Source organism: Mesorhizobium sp. 113-1-2, assembly GCF_016756475.1.
Lineage (GTDB): Bacteria > Pseudomonadota > Alphaproteobacteria > Rhizobiales > Rhizobiaceae > Mesorhizobium > Mesorhizobium loti_C.
The window spans coordinates 165,197-179,237 of sequence record NZ_AP023242.1 but is presented as its reverse complement, the minus strand read 5'-3'; the positions used below and the strand labels follow the sequence as shown (position 1 = coordinate 179,237).

13 protein-coding genes are annotated in these 14,041 nt (G+C 63.6%); 8 read left to right on the top strand and 5 right to left on the bottom strand.

Translation table 11 applies throughout. The features are described 5' to 3' along the window. The first annotated feature begins 60 nt into the window (after positions 1 to 60). The 3 genes from JN279_RS00825 (at position 61) to JN279_RS00815 (ending at position 3,101) form a co-directional block, all read left to right on the top strand. Entirely contained in the window at positions 61 to 1,341 is a 1,281-nt protein-coding gene (locus JN279_RS00825; protein WP_202351756.1) for an amidohydrolase family protein, read from the top strand. 107 nt (positions 1,342 to 1,448) lie between these two features. Further along, on the top strand, positions 1,449 to 2,372 hold the full coding sequence (locus JN279_RS00820) for a DMT family transporter (RefSeq protein WP_202351755.1): 924 nt from the start codon (positions 1,449 to 1,451) through the stop codon (positions 2,370 to 2,372). A gap of 255 nt (positions 2,373 to 2,627) precedes the next feature. Next, positions 2,628 to 3,101 carry a DUF805 domain-containing protein gene (locus JN279_RS00815; protein ID WP_202353612.1) on the top strand — a complete coding sequence of 158 codons (474 nt, stop codon included), beginning with the start codon at positions 2,628 to 2,630 and terminating at the stop codon, positions 3,099 to 3,101. A 56-nt stretch (positions 3,102 to 3,157) separates the two neighbouring features. On the opposite strand, the gene JN279_RS00810 is transcribed toward JN279_RS00815, so the two are convergent. Further along, positions 3,158 to 4,075, bottom strand: coding sequence for a phosphotransferase family protein (locus JN279_RS00810; protein ID WP_202351754.1), 918 nt, complete (start codon positions 4,073 to 4,075; stop codon positions 3,158 to 3,160). Positions 4,076 to 4,177: 102 nt separating this feature from the next. Between JN279_RS00810 and JN279_RS00805 the strand changes: the two genes are divergently transcribed. Next, positions 4,178 to 4,810 (top strand): class I SAM-dependent DNA methyltransferase, encoded by a 633-nt coding sequence (locus tag JN279_RS00805; RefSeq protein WP_202351753.1) that lies wholly within the window; start codon positions 4,178 to 4,180, stop codon positions 4,808 to 4,810. On the opposite strand, the gene JN279_RS00800 is transcribed toward JN279_RS00805, so the two are convergent. Then, positions 4,807 to 7,260, bottom strand: coding sequence for a GcvT family protein (locus JN279_RS00800; protein ID WP_202351752.1), 2,454 nt, complete (start codon positions 7,258 to 7,260; stop codon positions 4,807 to 4,809). The two genes, JN279_RS00805 and JN279_RS00800, sit on opposite strands and share 4 nt — an antisense overlap. After that, positions 7,257 to 8,144: a phosphotransferase family protein gene (locus JN279_RS00795; protein ID WP_202351751.1), complete on the bottom strand. Its 888-nt coding sequence runs from the start codon at positions 8,142 to 8,144 to the stop codon at positions 7,257 to 7,259. The genes JN279_RS00800 and JN279_RS00795 overlap by 4 nt, the downstream gene beginning before the upstream one ends. Before the next feature lie 511 nt (positions 8,145 to 8,655). Here JN279_RS00795 and JN279_RS00790 point away from each other — a divergent pair. Further along, positions 8,656 to 9,432 carry a DeoR/GlpR family DNA-binding transcription regulator gene (locus JN279_RS00790; RefSeq protein WP_096453157.1) on the top strand — a complete coding sequence of 259 codons (777 nt, stop codon included), beginning with the start codon at positions 8,656 to 8,658 and terminating at the stop codon, positions 9,430 to 9,432. Positions 9,433 to 9,495: 63 nt separating this feature from the next. Here JN279_RS00790 and JN279_RS00785 read toward each other — a convergent pair whose 3' ends face one another. Both JN279_RS00785 and JN279_RS00780 read right to left on the bottom strand, forming a co-directional pair. Beyond that, entirely contained in the window at positions 9,496 to 10,857 is a 1,362-nt protein-coding gene (locus JN279_RS00785; RefSeq protein WP_202351750.1) for a sensor histidine kinase, read from the bottom strand. A gap of 10 nt (positions 10,858 to 10,867) precedes the next feature. Beyond that, positions 10,868 to 11,542: a response regulator transcription factor gene (locus tag JN279_RS00780; RefSeq protein ID WP_202351749.1), complete on the bottom strand. Its 675-nt coding sequence runs from the start codon at positions 11,540 to 11,542 to the stop codon at positions 10,868 to 10,870. Positions 11,543 to 11,830: 288 nt separating this feature from the next. Here JN279_RS00780 and JN279_RS00775 point away from each other — a divergent pair, with 288 nt between their 5' ends. The 3 genes from JN279_RS00775 to JN279_RS00765 all read left to right on the top strand — a co-directional run bounded on the left by JN279_RS00775 (position 11,831) and on the right by JN279_RS00765 (position 14,024). Beyond that, the gene (locus JN279_RS00775; protein WP_202351748.1) at positions 11,831 to 12,430 is read left to right on the top strand and encodes a class I SAM-dependent methyltransferase; all 600 of its coding nucleotides are present in this window, start codon (positions 11,831 to 11,833) and stop codon (positions 12,428 to 12,430) included. Beyond that, a complete protein-coding gene (locus tag JN279_RS00770) occupies positions 12,427 to 13,044 on the top strand; it encodes a DedA family protein (RefSeq protein ID WP_202351747.1) in 618 nt (205 codons plus the stop codon). The genes JN279_RS00775 and JN279_RS00770 overlap by 4 nt, the downstream gene beginning before the upstream one ends. A gap of 74 nt (positions 13,045 to 13,118) precedes the next feature. Continuing rightward, entirely contained in the window at positions 13,119 to 14,024 is a 906-nt protein-coding gene (locus JN279_RS00765) for a LysR family transcriptional regulator (protein ID WP_095200970.1), read from the top strand. Positions 14,025 to 14,041: the final 17 nt, after the last annotated feature.

Here is a 14,041-nt window from a genome sequence, read left to right as displayed (position 1 = left end):
GCGGCAAGCTGTCTTTTGCGCCACCATGGCTGGGTGATTCTGGAAATGGGATGACGACAGATGGATTTCGACCTTATCGTTCGTGGCGGCACGCTGCCGGATGGCCGGATTGCCGATATCGGCATCAGCGGCGAGACGATCGCGGCGATCGAGCCCAAACTGCAGGGTTCGGCGCGGACCGAGGTCGACGCCCGCGGCAATCTGGTCTCGCCCCCCTTCATCGATCCGCATTTCCATATGGATGCCACGCTGTCCTATGGTATTCCGCGCATCAACGCCTCGGGCACGCTGCTCGAAGGCATTGCGCTATGGGGTGAGCTGAAACCGCTTTTGACGCATGAAGCGGTACGCGACCGGGCGCTCGCCTATTGCGACTGGGCGGTGTCGATGGGCCTGCTCGCCATCCGCACCCATGTCGATGTCTGCGATGACCGTTTGCTGGCGGTCGAGGCCCTGCTCGACGTCAAGAAAACGATCGCGCCCTATATCGACCTGCAATTGGTGGCTTTCCCGCAGGACGGTTTCTACCGCTCGCCAAAGGCGCGTGAAAACACCATTCGGGCGCTGGACATGGGCGTCGACATCGTTGGCGGCATTCCGCATTTCGAGCGCACCATGGCGGACGGCACGCGCTCGGTGACCGAGCTTTGCGAGATCGCGGCCAAACGCGGCCTGATGGTCGACCTGCACTGCGACGAGACCGACGACCCGCTGTCACGCCACATCGAGCAACTGGCCTATGAAACGCAGCGCCTCGGCCTGCAGGGCAGGGTCGCCGGCTCGCACCTCACCTCGATGCACTCGATGGACAGTTACTACGTCTCGAAGCTTCTGCCGCTGATTGCCGAGGCCGGCGTTTCGGCTATCCCCAATCCTTTGATCAACATCATGCTGCAGGGCCGTCACGACACTTTCCCGAAGCGGCGTGGCCTGACCCGGGTCAAGGAGATGCAGGCGCTGGGCATCCGCGTCGGCTGGGGCCAGGATTGCGTGCTCGATCCCTGGTATTCGCTGGGCACCGCCGACATGCTCGACGTCGCCTTCATGGGCCTGCACGTTGCCCAGATGTCGAGCCCGGCCGACATGGCGCGCTGCTTCGACATGGTCACCAACGTCAACGCCGTCATCATGGGGTTGGATCATCTTGGCCTGGCTGTCGGCAAGCGCGCCAGCCTTGTCGTCCTCGACGCCGGCAATCCGATCGAAGCCCTGCGCCTGCGCGCCGAGCGCGTCTGCGTCATTGCCAGGGGCAAGGTGGTGGCGGAACGGACAAGGCAGGACACCAGGCTTTCCATCCCTGGCAGGCCGGCGCAGGTGAACCGCAGGCACAAAGCCATGTAGGCCCAGCCGATTCCCGGTTCTGGTCCCGCGATTTCCCGGATTCTTCTCGTCAAAGCCGCTGCTTCCGTCTAGGACGCGGCTTACGCGAAGGAGGAATCGGGATCGGCATGACGCAACCCGTGGCGCAGAATTCCACGATCAGGAACGTGCTTCTGGCCGGCATTCTGCTGATGCTGGCCGGTGACTTCCTGTTTGCGTTGAACGACGCGATGGGCAAGTGGCTGGTCGCCAGCTTCTCCGTCGGCCAGGTGGTGCTGATCCGCTCCATCGGCGCCTTTATCGTGCTTGGCCCGATGATCGCTAATCAGGGCGCCGGCAGACTGTTCCGGATGGAGCGGCCCGGGCTGCAGATCCTGCGCGTGTTGGCGACGACGCTGGACACCGCATTGTTTTACGCCGCCGTCGTCTATCTGCCGCTCGCCGATGTGATGAGCTTCTACATGGCCGGGCCGATCTATGTCGCGGCGCTGTCGCATTTCCTGCTTGGCGAAAAGGTCGGCTGGCGCCGCTGGGTGGCGATCCTGCTCGGCTTCTGCGGCGTGGTGATCATGCTGAAGCCTTCCTCGGCCGCGCTCTCGCTGTCGTCGAGCTTTGCGCTGGTCGGCAGCATCGCCTTTGCCTTCGCCATCATCCTCAACCGGCGGCTGCGCGGCACCAGCGATACCAATCTGGTGACATGGCAGACGATTGGCACGCTGCTGGTCGGCGGCGTGCTGACCATCGGCGCTTGGCAGACGCCGTCGGCGCTCGATTTCGGTGCCATGCTGCTGCTCGGCATCGTCTCCTGCAGCGCCCATCTGATGATCACGCGGGCACTCAAGCTGGCGCCGGCCTCGACGCTGGCGCCGCTGCATTACACGCTGCTGCTGTGGGCGGTGGTGTTCGGGCTGGTGTTCTTTGGCGATGTTCCCGGCCCGCGCATCCTGATCGGTTCCGGCATCATTGTTCTCGCCGGCCTGTTCATCTTCCACCGCCAGAAGGTCGTCGACACCACGGTGCCGCCCGAAAACGTGCCGAAGGGCGTCAATTGAGGCAGCTCAGGAAAGTGTGAAATCGCTTTCCGTCCGCGACTGCATCCAAACAAAGCATTCAGCGCGTCGCACGAAACGATGCGCTTAGCCGCTGAAGGCTATCACCCGGAATTGCCTGGGTTTCCAGTCAAGCAGTTCGGTATTTACATCGATATTTTGCGGTGTACGTTGCTTTTCGGGCGCAATACGGGATTGATTCTTCGCCGGGAGAGGCAAGAACAATATCTCCGCAAAGACTGCGATAGAGGGGGGATAATGGGCAGTTTCTCTATATGGCATTGGCTGATCGTTCTAGTCCTGATCGGCTTACCATTGGTGTTTGTTCTAAGAGCGGCACCAGCTGGCGGCAATCGCTTCGGAGAAATGCCGCCTCCGGTGAGTTTTAGTGAAGCTGTTTCAAGTTTCTTTCGAAATTATGTGAATTTTTCAGGCAGGGCCAGTCGCTCGGAGTTCTGGTATTCCTACCTCTTCCTTTTCATCGTCGGCGTCATTCTCGTCATAGTCGATGCCGTTGTGAAGAATGAAATTATTTCATCGATATGGAATCTGGCCGCCCTCCTGCCGACACTGGCCATGACCACCCGCCGGCTGCATGACATCAACCGAAGCGGTTGGCATCAGCTCCTGGTGGGATTATTCCCCATCGGCACCATCGCGCTGATCATCTGGTATTGCAAAAAGTCTGACGACACAGTGACGTTGAGTGAAATAGAGCGGGTTTTCAGGTAGACGCGGCAACAGGCATTTGGGCGCTTGATGGAATCGCGGGAACGCCAAAACCGCTGTCACTTGGAATTGCTCTCCCCCAAACGCACAGCCGCCAGGTGCCGGGAAAATTCCGGGGCTTCCATCAGTGCCTTGCAGCGGGCGAAGCGGCCATCGGCATAGGCGCGGAAATCGTCGACCGGGTTGTTGTTGGCGAGCTGGATTAATCCCCATAGCGTCCACAACAGATCGCACATTGCCTTGTAGATGACGACCCGGCCGCGCTCGGCCGGCCTCGCCTCACCGCCGAAATAAGCTCGCATCAGCTCTTCGTCCTGGTCCGCATCGAACTTGCCTTCCACGCTGAGGTCGCCGAGATCCCAGAGCGGGTCGTTCATCCCCGAATATTCCCAGTCGACGATCCACATCCGCTCGCCCGTATCGAGAAAGTTCTCGCACAGCGGGTCGCAATGGCAGGCGACGAGCGGCAGCGGATGGGCGGCCAGCGCCGAGCGCACGCTGCCGGCCTCGCGCACCACGTCGTGATAGCCGGCGGGCAGGGTGACATCCTTGGTCGACAGCACTTTGAGATAGTCGTCGATCATCGCGAACAGTTCGAAGCGGAAGGGAAACACCGCACCGGACGCGTGCAGCTTGCGGAAGGCTTCGCCGGCGCGGGCCGGACTGCCCGGCCTCTCCCTGAATTTCTCCGGCGACATCGTCACGGCGCCGGCGATGAAACGTGTCACCATCACGCCGGTATCGGCATCGGCATGCAGGACTTCGGGACTGACGCCGGCTTTAGCCGCCTCGCGCGCGGCCACTGCTTCGTTGGCGCGGTTGATGTATTCCTCGGTGCCTTTGCCTGGAATGCGCAGGCAGAGATCGCCGGCCCTGAAGACAAGGTTGGTGAGGCCGCCAAGCCGGTCCAGTGGCCCGGTATAGCCGGCCAGCACCGGAATGGCGGCCAGTTTTGCCCGCGCCTCTTCTGTCACCATGCCCACGCCCCCACGCCGTTATTTCTCACCGCAACGGTTCCACAATTTTCGCGGTTTGGCTATCATTGGTCGAAGGCAACTCGATCAGGCGACAGACCAGCGATGACGGACGGCAAACATTTGGGCGCGCTCAGCGCAGCCTATGCAGCGACGCGGCCCGAAGAAGTGGCGGCGCTGTATGACCGCTGGTCGCAGACCTATGACGCGGACATGTCGGCCGCCGGTTATCGTCATCCGACGATCTGCCTCGCTCTGATCGCCCGCCATTTGCCGCGCGGCGCGGCCCCGCTGCTCGATGCCGGCGCGGGCACCGGGCTCATCGGCGAATGGCTCGATATTGCAGGCTATCCGCAAGTCGAGGCGCTGGACATCTCGCAGGGCATGCTGGACCAGGCCGCTCGCAAGGGTGTCTATTCCGCGCTGCATTGTCTAGCGCTCGGCAACACGCTGCCCTTTGCCGACAATGCCTATGCCGGGATCGTCTCGGCCGGGGTCTTCACCTCAGGCCATGTCGGTGTCGAAGGGCTGGACGAGCTGATCCGCATATGCCGGCCCGGCGGGATGATCGTGCTGACGGTCAAGAACACGCTGTGGGATCAGGGTTTTGCCGCACGTATCGCCGAGCTCGAGGCGCAAGGCGTCGTCACCCGTGCCGAGGAAACGCGCCCTTACGTCTCGATGCCGGGCGAAGCTGATACCGTGCCCAGCCGCGGCCTCGCCTTGCGTGTGAGCTAGGCCCTCACCTTCTCCGCTGCCGGATCGTACATCGGCTCGAGATGGATTTTGGCCGGCGTCCGCTCCATTGCGACCACCAATTCATAGTCGCCCGAAGCAAGGAAATCGTCGCTCACGCCGTCGCCGTTGCGCACATAGCCGTAGCCGATGTTTTTGCTCACCGTGTAGCCATAGCCGCCGCTGGTCAGATAGCCGACCGGCTCGCCATTGCGCAGGATGGTCTCGCGGCCGAGCAGCACGATTTCAGGATTGTCGACCGTGAAGCCGGCAAAGCGTTTCTTCAGAGGCGCCCCGCCGATCGTCTCCAGCGCGCGCCGTCCGACGAAATCGGTGTTCTTGCGCAGCTTGACCGCCCAGCCGAGCCCGGCCTCCTGCGGCGTGTCGTTGGGGGTGATGTCGGAGCCCCAGGCGCGGTAGCCCTTTTCCAGCCGCAGCGATTCCAGCGCCCGGTAGCCGACCGGGCGGATGCCGTGCGTCTTGCCTGCCGCCATCAGCGCGTCGAAGACCTCGCCTGTCGCCGCGATCGGCACATGCAGTTCCCAGCCAAGCTCGCCGACATAGGTGACGCGCAGCGCCCGGATTGTGTGGCCGGCGATGGTGATCTCGCGGACATGGCCGAACGGGAATAGAGCATTCGACACATCCGCATCGGTCACATCGGAAAGCACGTCGCGGGCGCGCGGACCCATCAGCGACAGCGTGCCGAAATCCTCGGTGACATCGGTCAGCTTGGCATCGAGGTCCTCGCCTATATGGTCGCTGATCCATGAGGCATCATGGGTGCGGAAACCGGTGCCGGTGACGATGTAGAAATTCTCCTCGGCCAGCCGCGCCACGGTCAGGTCGGCCTCGATGCCGCCGCGCGTGTTGAGAAGCTGCGTATAGGTCAGCCTTCCCACCGGCTTGCTGACATCGTTGGCGCAGATCCAGTCCAGTGCCTTGGCCGCGTCGGGTCCGCTCAGCTCGTATTTGGCGAAAGACGATTGGTCGAAGATGCCGACCTTCTCGCGCACATGCCGATGCTCGTCGCCGACCGCCGCGAACCAGTTCTGCCGACCCATCGAGTAGATGTCCTGTGGCTCGACGCCTTCCGGTGCGAACCAGTTCGGCCGCTCCCAGCCAAGCTTGGAGCCGAACACGGCGCGTTGCTGCTTCAGCCTGTCGTATAGCGGCGAAACGATGCGGGGCCGGCCGCTGGCATACTCCTCATGCGGGAAGCCGATCGTATAATGCTTGCCATAGGCTTCCAGCGTGCGTTCGCGCACCCATTGCCGGTCGCGGTGCAGGTTGGAAAAGCGCCTGATGTCGACGACCCACAGGTCTAGCGGCGCCTCGCCGTCGACCACCCATTGCGCCAGCACCCAGCCGGCGCCGCCGCCAGACGCGATGCCGAAGGCATTGAAGCCGGCGCCGACGAACATATTGGCGCATTCAGGCGCCGTGCCGAGAATGAAATTGCCGTCCGGTGTGAAGCTTTCCGGCCCGTTGATCATCTGCTTGACGCCGACGGTTTCCAGCGCCGGAACGCGCGCGATCGCCTGGCTCATATGCTGCTCGAAATGGTCGTAGTCGTCGTCGAACAGCCGGAATTCCCAATCGTTGGGCACGTCGCCGCCGGGGAGACCGGTCGTCCACGCCTGCGGGTTCGGCTCATAGCCGCCCATCACCAGCCCGCCGACCTCTTCCTTGAAATAGGTGCGCCGGTCAGGGTCGCGCAGCGTCGGCGCATCGGTCGCCAGGCCATCGATCTTCTCGGTTATGATGTATTGGTGCTTCACCGGCTGCAGCGGCACGTTGATGCCGGCCATGGCGCCCACTTGCCGCGCCCACTGACCGGCGCAGTTCACCACCTTCTCGCAGGCGATGTCGCCTTGATCGGTCTTCACCGCTGCGATGCGGCCGCCCTTCATCTCGAAGCCGGTGACGCGGACATTCTCATAAAGCTTCGCGCCATGCATGCGCGCGCCCTTGGCCAAGGACTGGGTGATGTCGGAGGGGCTTGCCTGGCCGTCGGTCGGCAGCCAGGAGGCGCCGACAAGATCGCCGGTTTCCATCAGCGGCCACATCGCCTTGACCTCGTCCGGCGACAAAAGCTGCATGTCCATGCCGAAGCTCTTCGCCGTCGTCGCCAGCCTTTTGTACTCGGTCCAGCGGTCGGCATTGGTGGCGAGCCGCAGGCAGCCGGTCATCTTCCAGCCGGTGGCAAGACCGGTTTCGGCCTCCAGCCCCTTGTAGAGGTCGACCGAGTATTTGAGCACGCGGGTGATCGAGGCAGAGGAGCGCAATTGCCCGACAAGGCCGGCCGCGTGCCAGGTCGAGCCCGAGGTCAGCTTGCCCTGTTCGAGCAGCACCACGTCGGCCTTGTGGTCGCGCGCCAGATGATAGGCCGTCGAGCAGCCGATGATGCCGCCGCCGATGACGACGATGGCGGCATGGCTGGGCAAGGTCATGATTTCAGGATCCCGTATTTTGTCCGGTAGTTTTCCAGCGCCGCGTCGAGCCGCACCAGATTTTCCTCGGTGTAGGCGACGTAGTCGATGCCGGGCGCGTCGAGATAGAGTTCCGACACCATGCTCCACATCGCCTCGCGCAGCAGCGAGGCGCATTGCATGGCGGCGTGCGATCGGCGGATCGCCTGGTCCGGCTCTTTCATGAAATAGGCGGTCAGGAAGGCGAAGGATTCCTCGTCGCTCATGCCGGCGTTCGAGGCGACGCCGGCAAGATCGAACATCGCCGTGTTGAAGCCGGCATATTCAAAATCGATCAGCCACAGCCTGCTGCCGTCGTCGAGAATGTTGGCTGGCAAAAGATCATTGTGGCCAAAGACGATCGGCAGCAGTTTCTGCGCCCGCTCCAATTCGTCCGCCAGCGTCAGCAGGCGCGGCAGGTCGTTGCGCTTGCGGCTGTTGCCTTCCTCGAGCGTGCGCGCATAGTCGCGGATGACGTGGAACACCCAGAACATGAAGCCGGCGCCGGAGACATGGTTCGGCATCTCGCGATGGAAGGATCGCAGCAGAGCCGCCACGCGGCCGAGATTGGCGCGCACGTCTTCGGCGAGGAAGGTCCTGGCGCCGAGAAACTGCGTCACCAGGATGCCCGGTTCGGAATAGTGCACGGCAGGCGCGAAACCGGCGGCATGGGCCGCGCGCGCGGTCATCACCTCGCGCTCGCGGAAGACATGGTGGAAGGGATAGTCCTGGCCGAAGCGCACGACATGCCGTCCGGCTGCGTCGCTGACCACATAATTGGCGTTGCTCAGGCCGCCGGGCAGGGGGGCGATCTCGATGGCGCCGGTCCAGCAGGGCAGGGCGCGGATGCGATCTTCGGCAATCACGGGCTCATCCCTGGTTTGCTGGGCTTCGACTAAAGCGCGTCGCGTTGAAACGGGTCCATGCGACGCGCTTTAGGTCCTTGTTTTTATGCATGTCGTTCTCCCAAAGCCGAGGTCACTATTGGGCGATATGCATTGGGCGCCATGGACAGCGCGACGAGAGCGGGGAGAAACGCAAATAATCTCGCCGGTGCGGGACGCCAGGATCGGTATCCCGCACCGCACCGACGAGCCCCTTGGCCAGGACTTTGAGCCTGGCATCCGCCCCCGCGGATCTGAAAATTCCTTGCGCCAGACGCATTCAAGGCTGTCCGGCCACTGAGTTGCGGCTCTGCCATCACCCTCCCGTTGCAGTTCCGAAACCCCTGTTGATGCCTTGGATTTCACGCCAGGGTTGCCCGGTTGTCAATAAAAAGATGTGACTTTTTTTGGGTGTTTTGCCCGAAAGCAAGAGTTGATCCCTTTAAAAGCGCTTGAATTGCCTTAAAACCGGTCAAAAGGCTCGGGAAACCCAATGGTCCATTCCAAACGCCACGGCGAGATCCTGCGGCTGCTGCAGGAAGAGGGAACCGTCACCATCGCCAGCCTGGCCGACCGGCTGGGTGTTTCACTGGAAACCGTGCGGCGCGACGTCAAGCCGCTCACCAATGATGGTTCGGTTCTGAAAATGCATGGCGCCATCGGCCTGCCGTCGATGGTCGGCGAGGCGCCGTTCGAACGGCGCATGCGCGAGAACGCCGATGCCAAGCGCATCATTGCCCGCATGGTCGCGGCCACCATCCGCGACGGCGAATCGGTCATGCTCGACACTGGCACCACGACCTCGTTCCTGGCCCGGGAGTTGCTCGGCCACCGGCGGCTGACGGTCGTCACCAATTCATCCGACATCGCCCGCACGCTGGCCACCATCAACGGCAACAAGGTCTATATGGCGGGCGGCGAATTGCGCAGCGATTCAGGCGCTGCCTTCGGCACTTCGGCCATCGACTTCGTCAGCCGCTTCTCGGTCAGTCACGCCATCATCTCCACCGGCGCCGTCGATGCGGTGACGGGTGTCATGGACTACGATCTGGAAGAGGCCGAATTCGCCCGCATGGTGCTGTCGCGCGGCCAGCGCTCGCTCGTCATCACCGACCACACGAAATTCGGCCGCCAGGGGCTGGTCCAGGTCTGCGGCTTCGATGGCTTTTCCGAACTCGCCACCGACCGTTCGCCGCCGCATGACATCGCCGCGGCGCTGGCACAGGCCGGCGCGCGGCTCAGCATTGCCGGCGGCGAAGCCGGATTTTAACTGAACACCAGCGATTGGTGGGCGAAGGCGATGTTGTGCATCGATGGCCGCCTGCGGCCATGTCTACGCGGGCACAGCGCGAAAACTCATCCTGAAGCGGGCACCGCTCGGCTTGCCGTCAAGGATCTCGATGCGCCCGCCATGCAGTTGCATGATTTCCTGCACGAGGTTGAGCCCGAGCCCGGCGCCGTGATCCTGCGGCCGCAGCCGGTAGAACGGCTCGAAGATGCGTTCGCGCTCGGCTGGCGGCACACCGTCGCCTTCGTCGCGCACCTCGATGACGGCGGGCGTTGTGACGCTGACGGTGATCTTGCCCGTGCGGCCGCCATGCTCGATGGCGTTCTGGACGATGTTGGTCACCGCGCGCTCGATCGCGGTGTGGTCGCCGCTGGCGAAAACCGTTTCCCGTTCCGGCTCGAACGACATTTCATACCCCGCCGAAAACGCCATCGGCGCGAGATCGACGATGACGCCACGGGCGATCGCCACGAGATCGACTTTCTCGAAAGGCGAGGTCTGCCGGTCGAGGCGCTGCAGGTCGAGCAGCTGGTCGGTCAGCGTCGAAAGCCGCGCCGCGTCCTGCAGCAGCCGTGCCCGCTCCGGTGTTGCCGGCAGCGAGGCCAGGCGTGTGTTGAGGATGGCGACCGGCGTTCGGAGTTCATGAGCGGCGTCGGTCAGGAAGCGCTTGTGGCGCTCATAGCCCTTGTCGAGGCGCGCAAGGGCTGCGTTTACCGCCTTCACCAGCGGCGTGACTTCCGTCGGCACATCCTTCAGCGGCAGTTGCACGCCGCGCTGGTCTATGTTGATGCGCTCGGCCTCAGCGGCCGCATGGCCAAGGCCCGACAGCGCGCCGCGCACCACCCAGGGCGTCGCGAACAGCGTCGCTAGCGCCATCAGCCCGGCCAGCGGCAATATGCCCTGCAGGAAGAACTGCGGCGCCTGCCCAAGCAGGCGCAGCAGCGAAAGCCCGCCCTTGGTGCCGGTGAAGATCTGGACATTGCCGGCGGCCGTGTCGGTCCAGCGGATCTTTGCATCCGGCGGCGCGCTCTCGCCGATGGAATTGTCGATACGCGCGTCGCTGATGGTGTCCAGCAGTCCGGCGAAAGGCAGGAAGAGGGCCGGCACCGTGCCCTCCTGCAGCCGCTGCCCCTGCTTGTCGCGGATGATGAACCAGAGGTCGGGGACATCCGATCGCAGCTTCGTCAGGTCGGAGGTCTCGCGCAGGACAAGCTTGCCGCCCGCGTCGCGCGCCACCGCATCCGCCAGCACATCCATCGTGCCGTCCTCATAGTCGTGCGGAATGAGGCCGGTGGCCAGCAACGCGCCGAGAATGCCGACGATGATCAGCGTCAGCATCGCGCATTGCAGCAAAGCAATGCGCAGCACCAGGCTCCATTTGAGCGAACGTGGTCGTTTGAGGCTCATCCCTTGGCGCTCACGTCGTTTCGCGCAGGAGATAGCCGACGCCGCGAATGCCGTTGATCGTCACCCCGGCATCGGCGTCGGCCAGTTTGCGGCGCAGGCGTGAGACATGGGTGTCGAGTGCATTGGACTGGATCTCGTCGTCGAGGCCGAACACCGCTTCCATCAGCGCCTCGCGCTGCACCATGCGGCCGGTGCGCCGCATCAGCGCCTCCAGCACCAGCAGTTCGCGGCGCGGCAGGCTGAGCGGCTCGCCGCGGATCGCCGCCTCGCGATGTCCGACATCGAGCACCAGATGGCCGGCGCGGATGAATTGCGCCTGCATCGGCGCCGGCCGCCTGAGCAAGGCGCGCAAGCGGGCCAGCAATTCCTCGAAGGCGAACGGCTTCGCCAGATAGTCGTCCGCGCCCATGTCCAGCCCATCGACCTTGTCGGACGTGTCGCCCTTGGCCGTCAGCACCAGCACGGGCGTGGTGTTTTTCGCCGAGCGCAATCTCGGCACCAGCGACAGCCCGTCACCATCGGGCAACTGGCGGTCGAGCAGGATGGCGTCGTAGCCGTCGACGGCAACGAAGCCTTCCGCCTCAAGCAATGTGCCGGCGTGATCGACCACCATGTCGTGGCGCTTCAGCGCGGCACGCAGCGCCGAGACCATTTCAGGCTCGTCTTCGACCAGCAAGATACGCATCCACACTCCCCAGGCAACGGCACCGCTTCGGGCGCTACCGCGCCAACATTGCGTAGACATGGCAAAGCCGAGTGGACCGAGGCCGGCAAGGTCTTTCTTTGCGCGAGCGACGTTGCGCAATGTCTATGCAATCCAGTCGCGGCAAACAGCGCCGGTCGGCGGGAACCGCCCATGCCGGCGTCAAGGCGTCGGGCCCGACTATGCAACAGGTCGGGTCCGACGCCGAAACGAAATCAAGTGGCCGCACCAAGCCGATTGTCGCGCCGCTGTTCGGGATTGAGGTTGGTTATGCCTGCACATGATGCCCTGTCTTTTCTCATGGCGTGGACCGTTGCGCCGTTCAGGGTCGGCTCCGTCACGCCGTCCAGTTCCAGCCTGGCGGCCTTGATGACCCGCGACATCGGCCCCGAGACGGGGCCTGTGCTGGAGCTTGGACCCGGAACCGGCCCTTTCACCCGGGCGCTGCTGTCACGCGGGGTGCGGGAGGAGGATCTGACGCTGATCGAATCCGATCCGGATTTTGCCGCACTTCTCATGCGGCGCTTTCCCGCCGCCCGGATTTTCGAGATGGATGCCGCCGGGCTGCGCCATCTGTCGCTCTTCCCTGGGCCGGTGGTTGGTGCCGCCGTCAGCGGGCTGCCTTTCCGCCTGATTTCGCCGCGCAAGACGCTTGCCATTCTCGAAGGCGTTTTCGCGAATCTGCGCCCGGGTGGGGCGCTCTACCAGTTCACGCTCGGCCGGCGCTGCCCGTTTGACCAGTCGCTGCTCGATCGGCTCGATCTCGAAGTCACGCGGGTCGGCCATACCTTTCGCAATTTCCCGCCGGCGACGGTCTATCGCGTCACGAGGATCAAGACGCTTGGGACCTATGACTGGCGCTTCGCATGACGGGTCCGCTGTCGGCCATTCTCGGCTTCGGCCTGTTCGGCGTCTTCTGCCTCGCCTTCACCGAAAAAATCCTGCCGATTCCGCCCTCGCATGTGCTGCTGCTGTTCCTCGGCATGACGGCGGCGCCGGATGCCTTCACACTGGCAATCCTGCTGGCGGTGACGACGTTCGCCTCCTTCGCCGGTTGCCTTGTCTGGTATGGGGTTGGTCGCCGGATCGGATTTGACCGTGCCGACAGGCTGATCGAACGTGTCGGCAGATATGTCTTCCTGCGCCCCGCAACCTACCGCAAGCTCGGCCAGGCCTATCGCCGCGATCATGTGCGGGTGTCGCTGCTGGCGCAGTTCATCCCGACGGTGCGCAATTATTTGCCGATCGCGGCCGGCGCGCTCTGTCTGCCTGCAATGCCCTTCGCGATCGCGACGCTGCTCGGCGCCACCATCTGGAATGCGGGCTTTCTCGTAACCGGCTATCTCTTGCACGGCAGTGGCCAGGATTCTTTCACGGTGGGTTTGCGCATCATCGTCATCGTCGTGGCGCTGGAGACGGCCTTCATGCTGGCGCTGCGCTATGGTCCCGCATGGCGGCGGCGCATCAGGCTGATGCTCGGCTGAGCGCACAGCACCAGTCATGGGATAAGCTCCGCCATCGGCTTTCCTTCCCTTGTCTGCCGGTGTTTAGTCCGGCCATGGCCTTCACCATCCGCCAGTTGCAGTTCTTCATCGCCGTCGCCGAGCAAGGCACGGTGTCGGGCGCGGCACAGAACCTCTCCATCTCGCAATCGTCCGTCACCGAAGCGATCAAGGAACTCGAAAGCGATCTCGGCGTCGAATTGTTCGAGCGCCATCCGCGCGGCCTCAACATCACCCACAAGGGCCACCAGTTCCTGCGTCACGCGACGAAGATCCTCGCCGACGTGTCCGACGCCCGCCGCTCTTTTTCTGGCGAACAGGCGGTGGCGGGCGGCCGGCTCCAGCTCGGCGTCACCTCGCTGGTCGCCGGCTATGTGCTGTCGGATCTGCTCTCCCGCTATCGCCGCGCCTATCCCGGCGTCGAGGTCTCGGCCATCGAGGACAATGGCGACTACCTCGAACATCTCCTGATCGGCGGCAAGCTCGACATCGCCGTCATGGTCACTTCCAATTTGCGCGACCGCACAGCGCTGCAATCGGAAATCCTCGAAGTCTCGGCCTACCGCCTGTGGCTGCCGCTCGGCCATCCGCTCGCCAGCGCCGACATCATCAGCATTGGCGATATCGCTGGCGAGCCACTGATCATGCTGACCGTCGACGAAATCGAGGAGAATACGGGAAAACTGCTGACGGCGATCGGCGCCAAGCCGCATGTCGCTTTCCGCACCCGTTCCGTCGAAGCCGTGCGCAGCCTGGTCGCCACCGGTGCCGGCGTGGCGCTGTTGCCCGACCTTGTCTACCGGCCTTGGTCGCTGGAAGGCGACCGCATCGAATCACGCGATATTTCCGGCTCCTTGCCGGTCGTGCAGGTCGGCATGGTCTGGCGGCGCGGCTCCGGCTTGCCGCAGGCGGCGCGCGATTTCATCGGGCTTGCCCAGTCGCAGCGGACGGTCCGTCGCTAGTGTGACATACTCCAGGC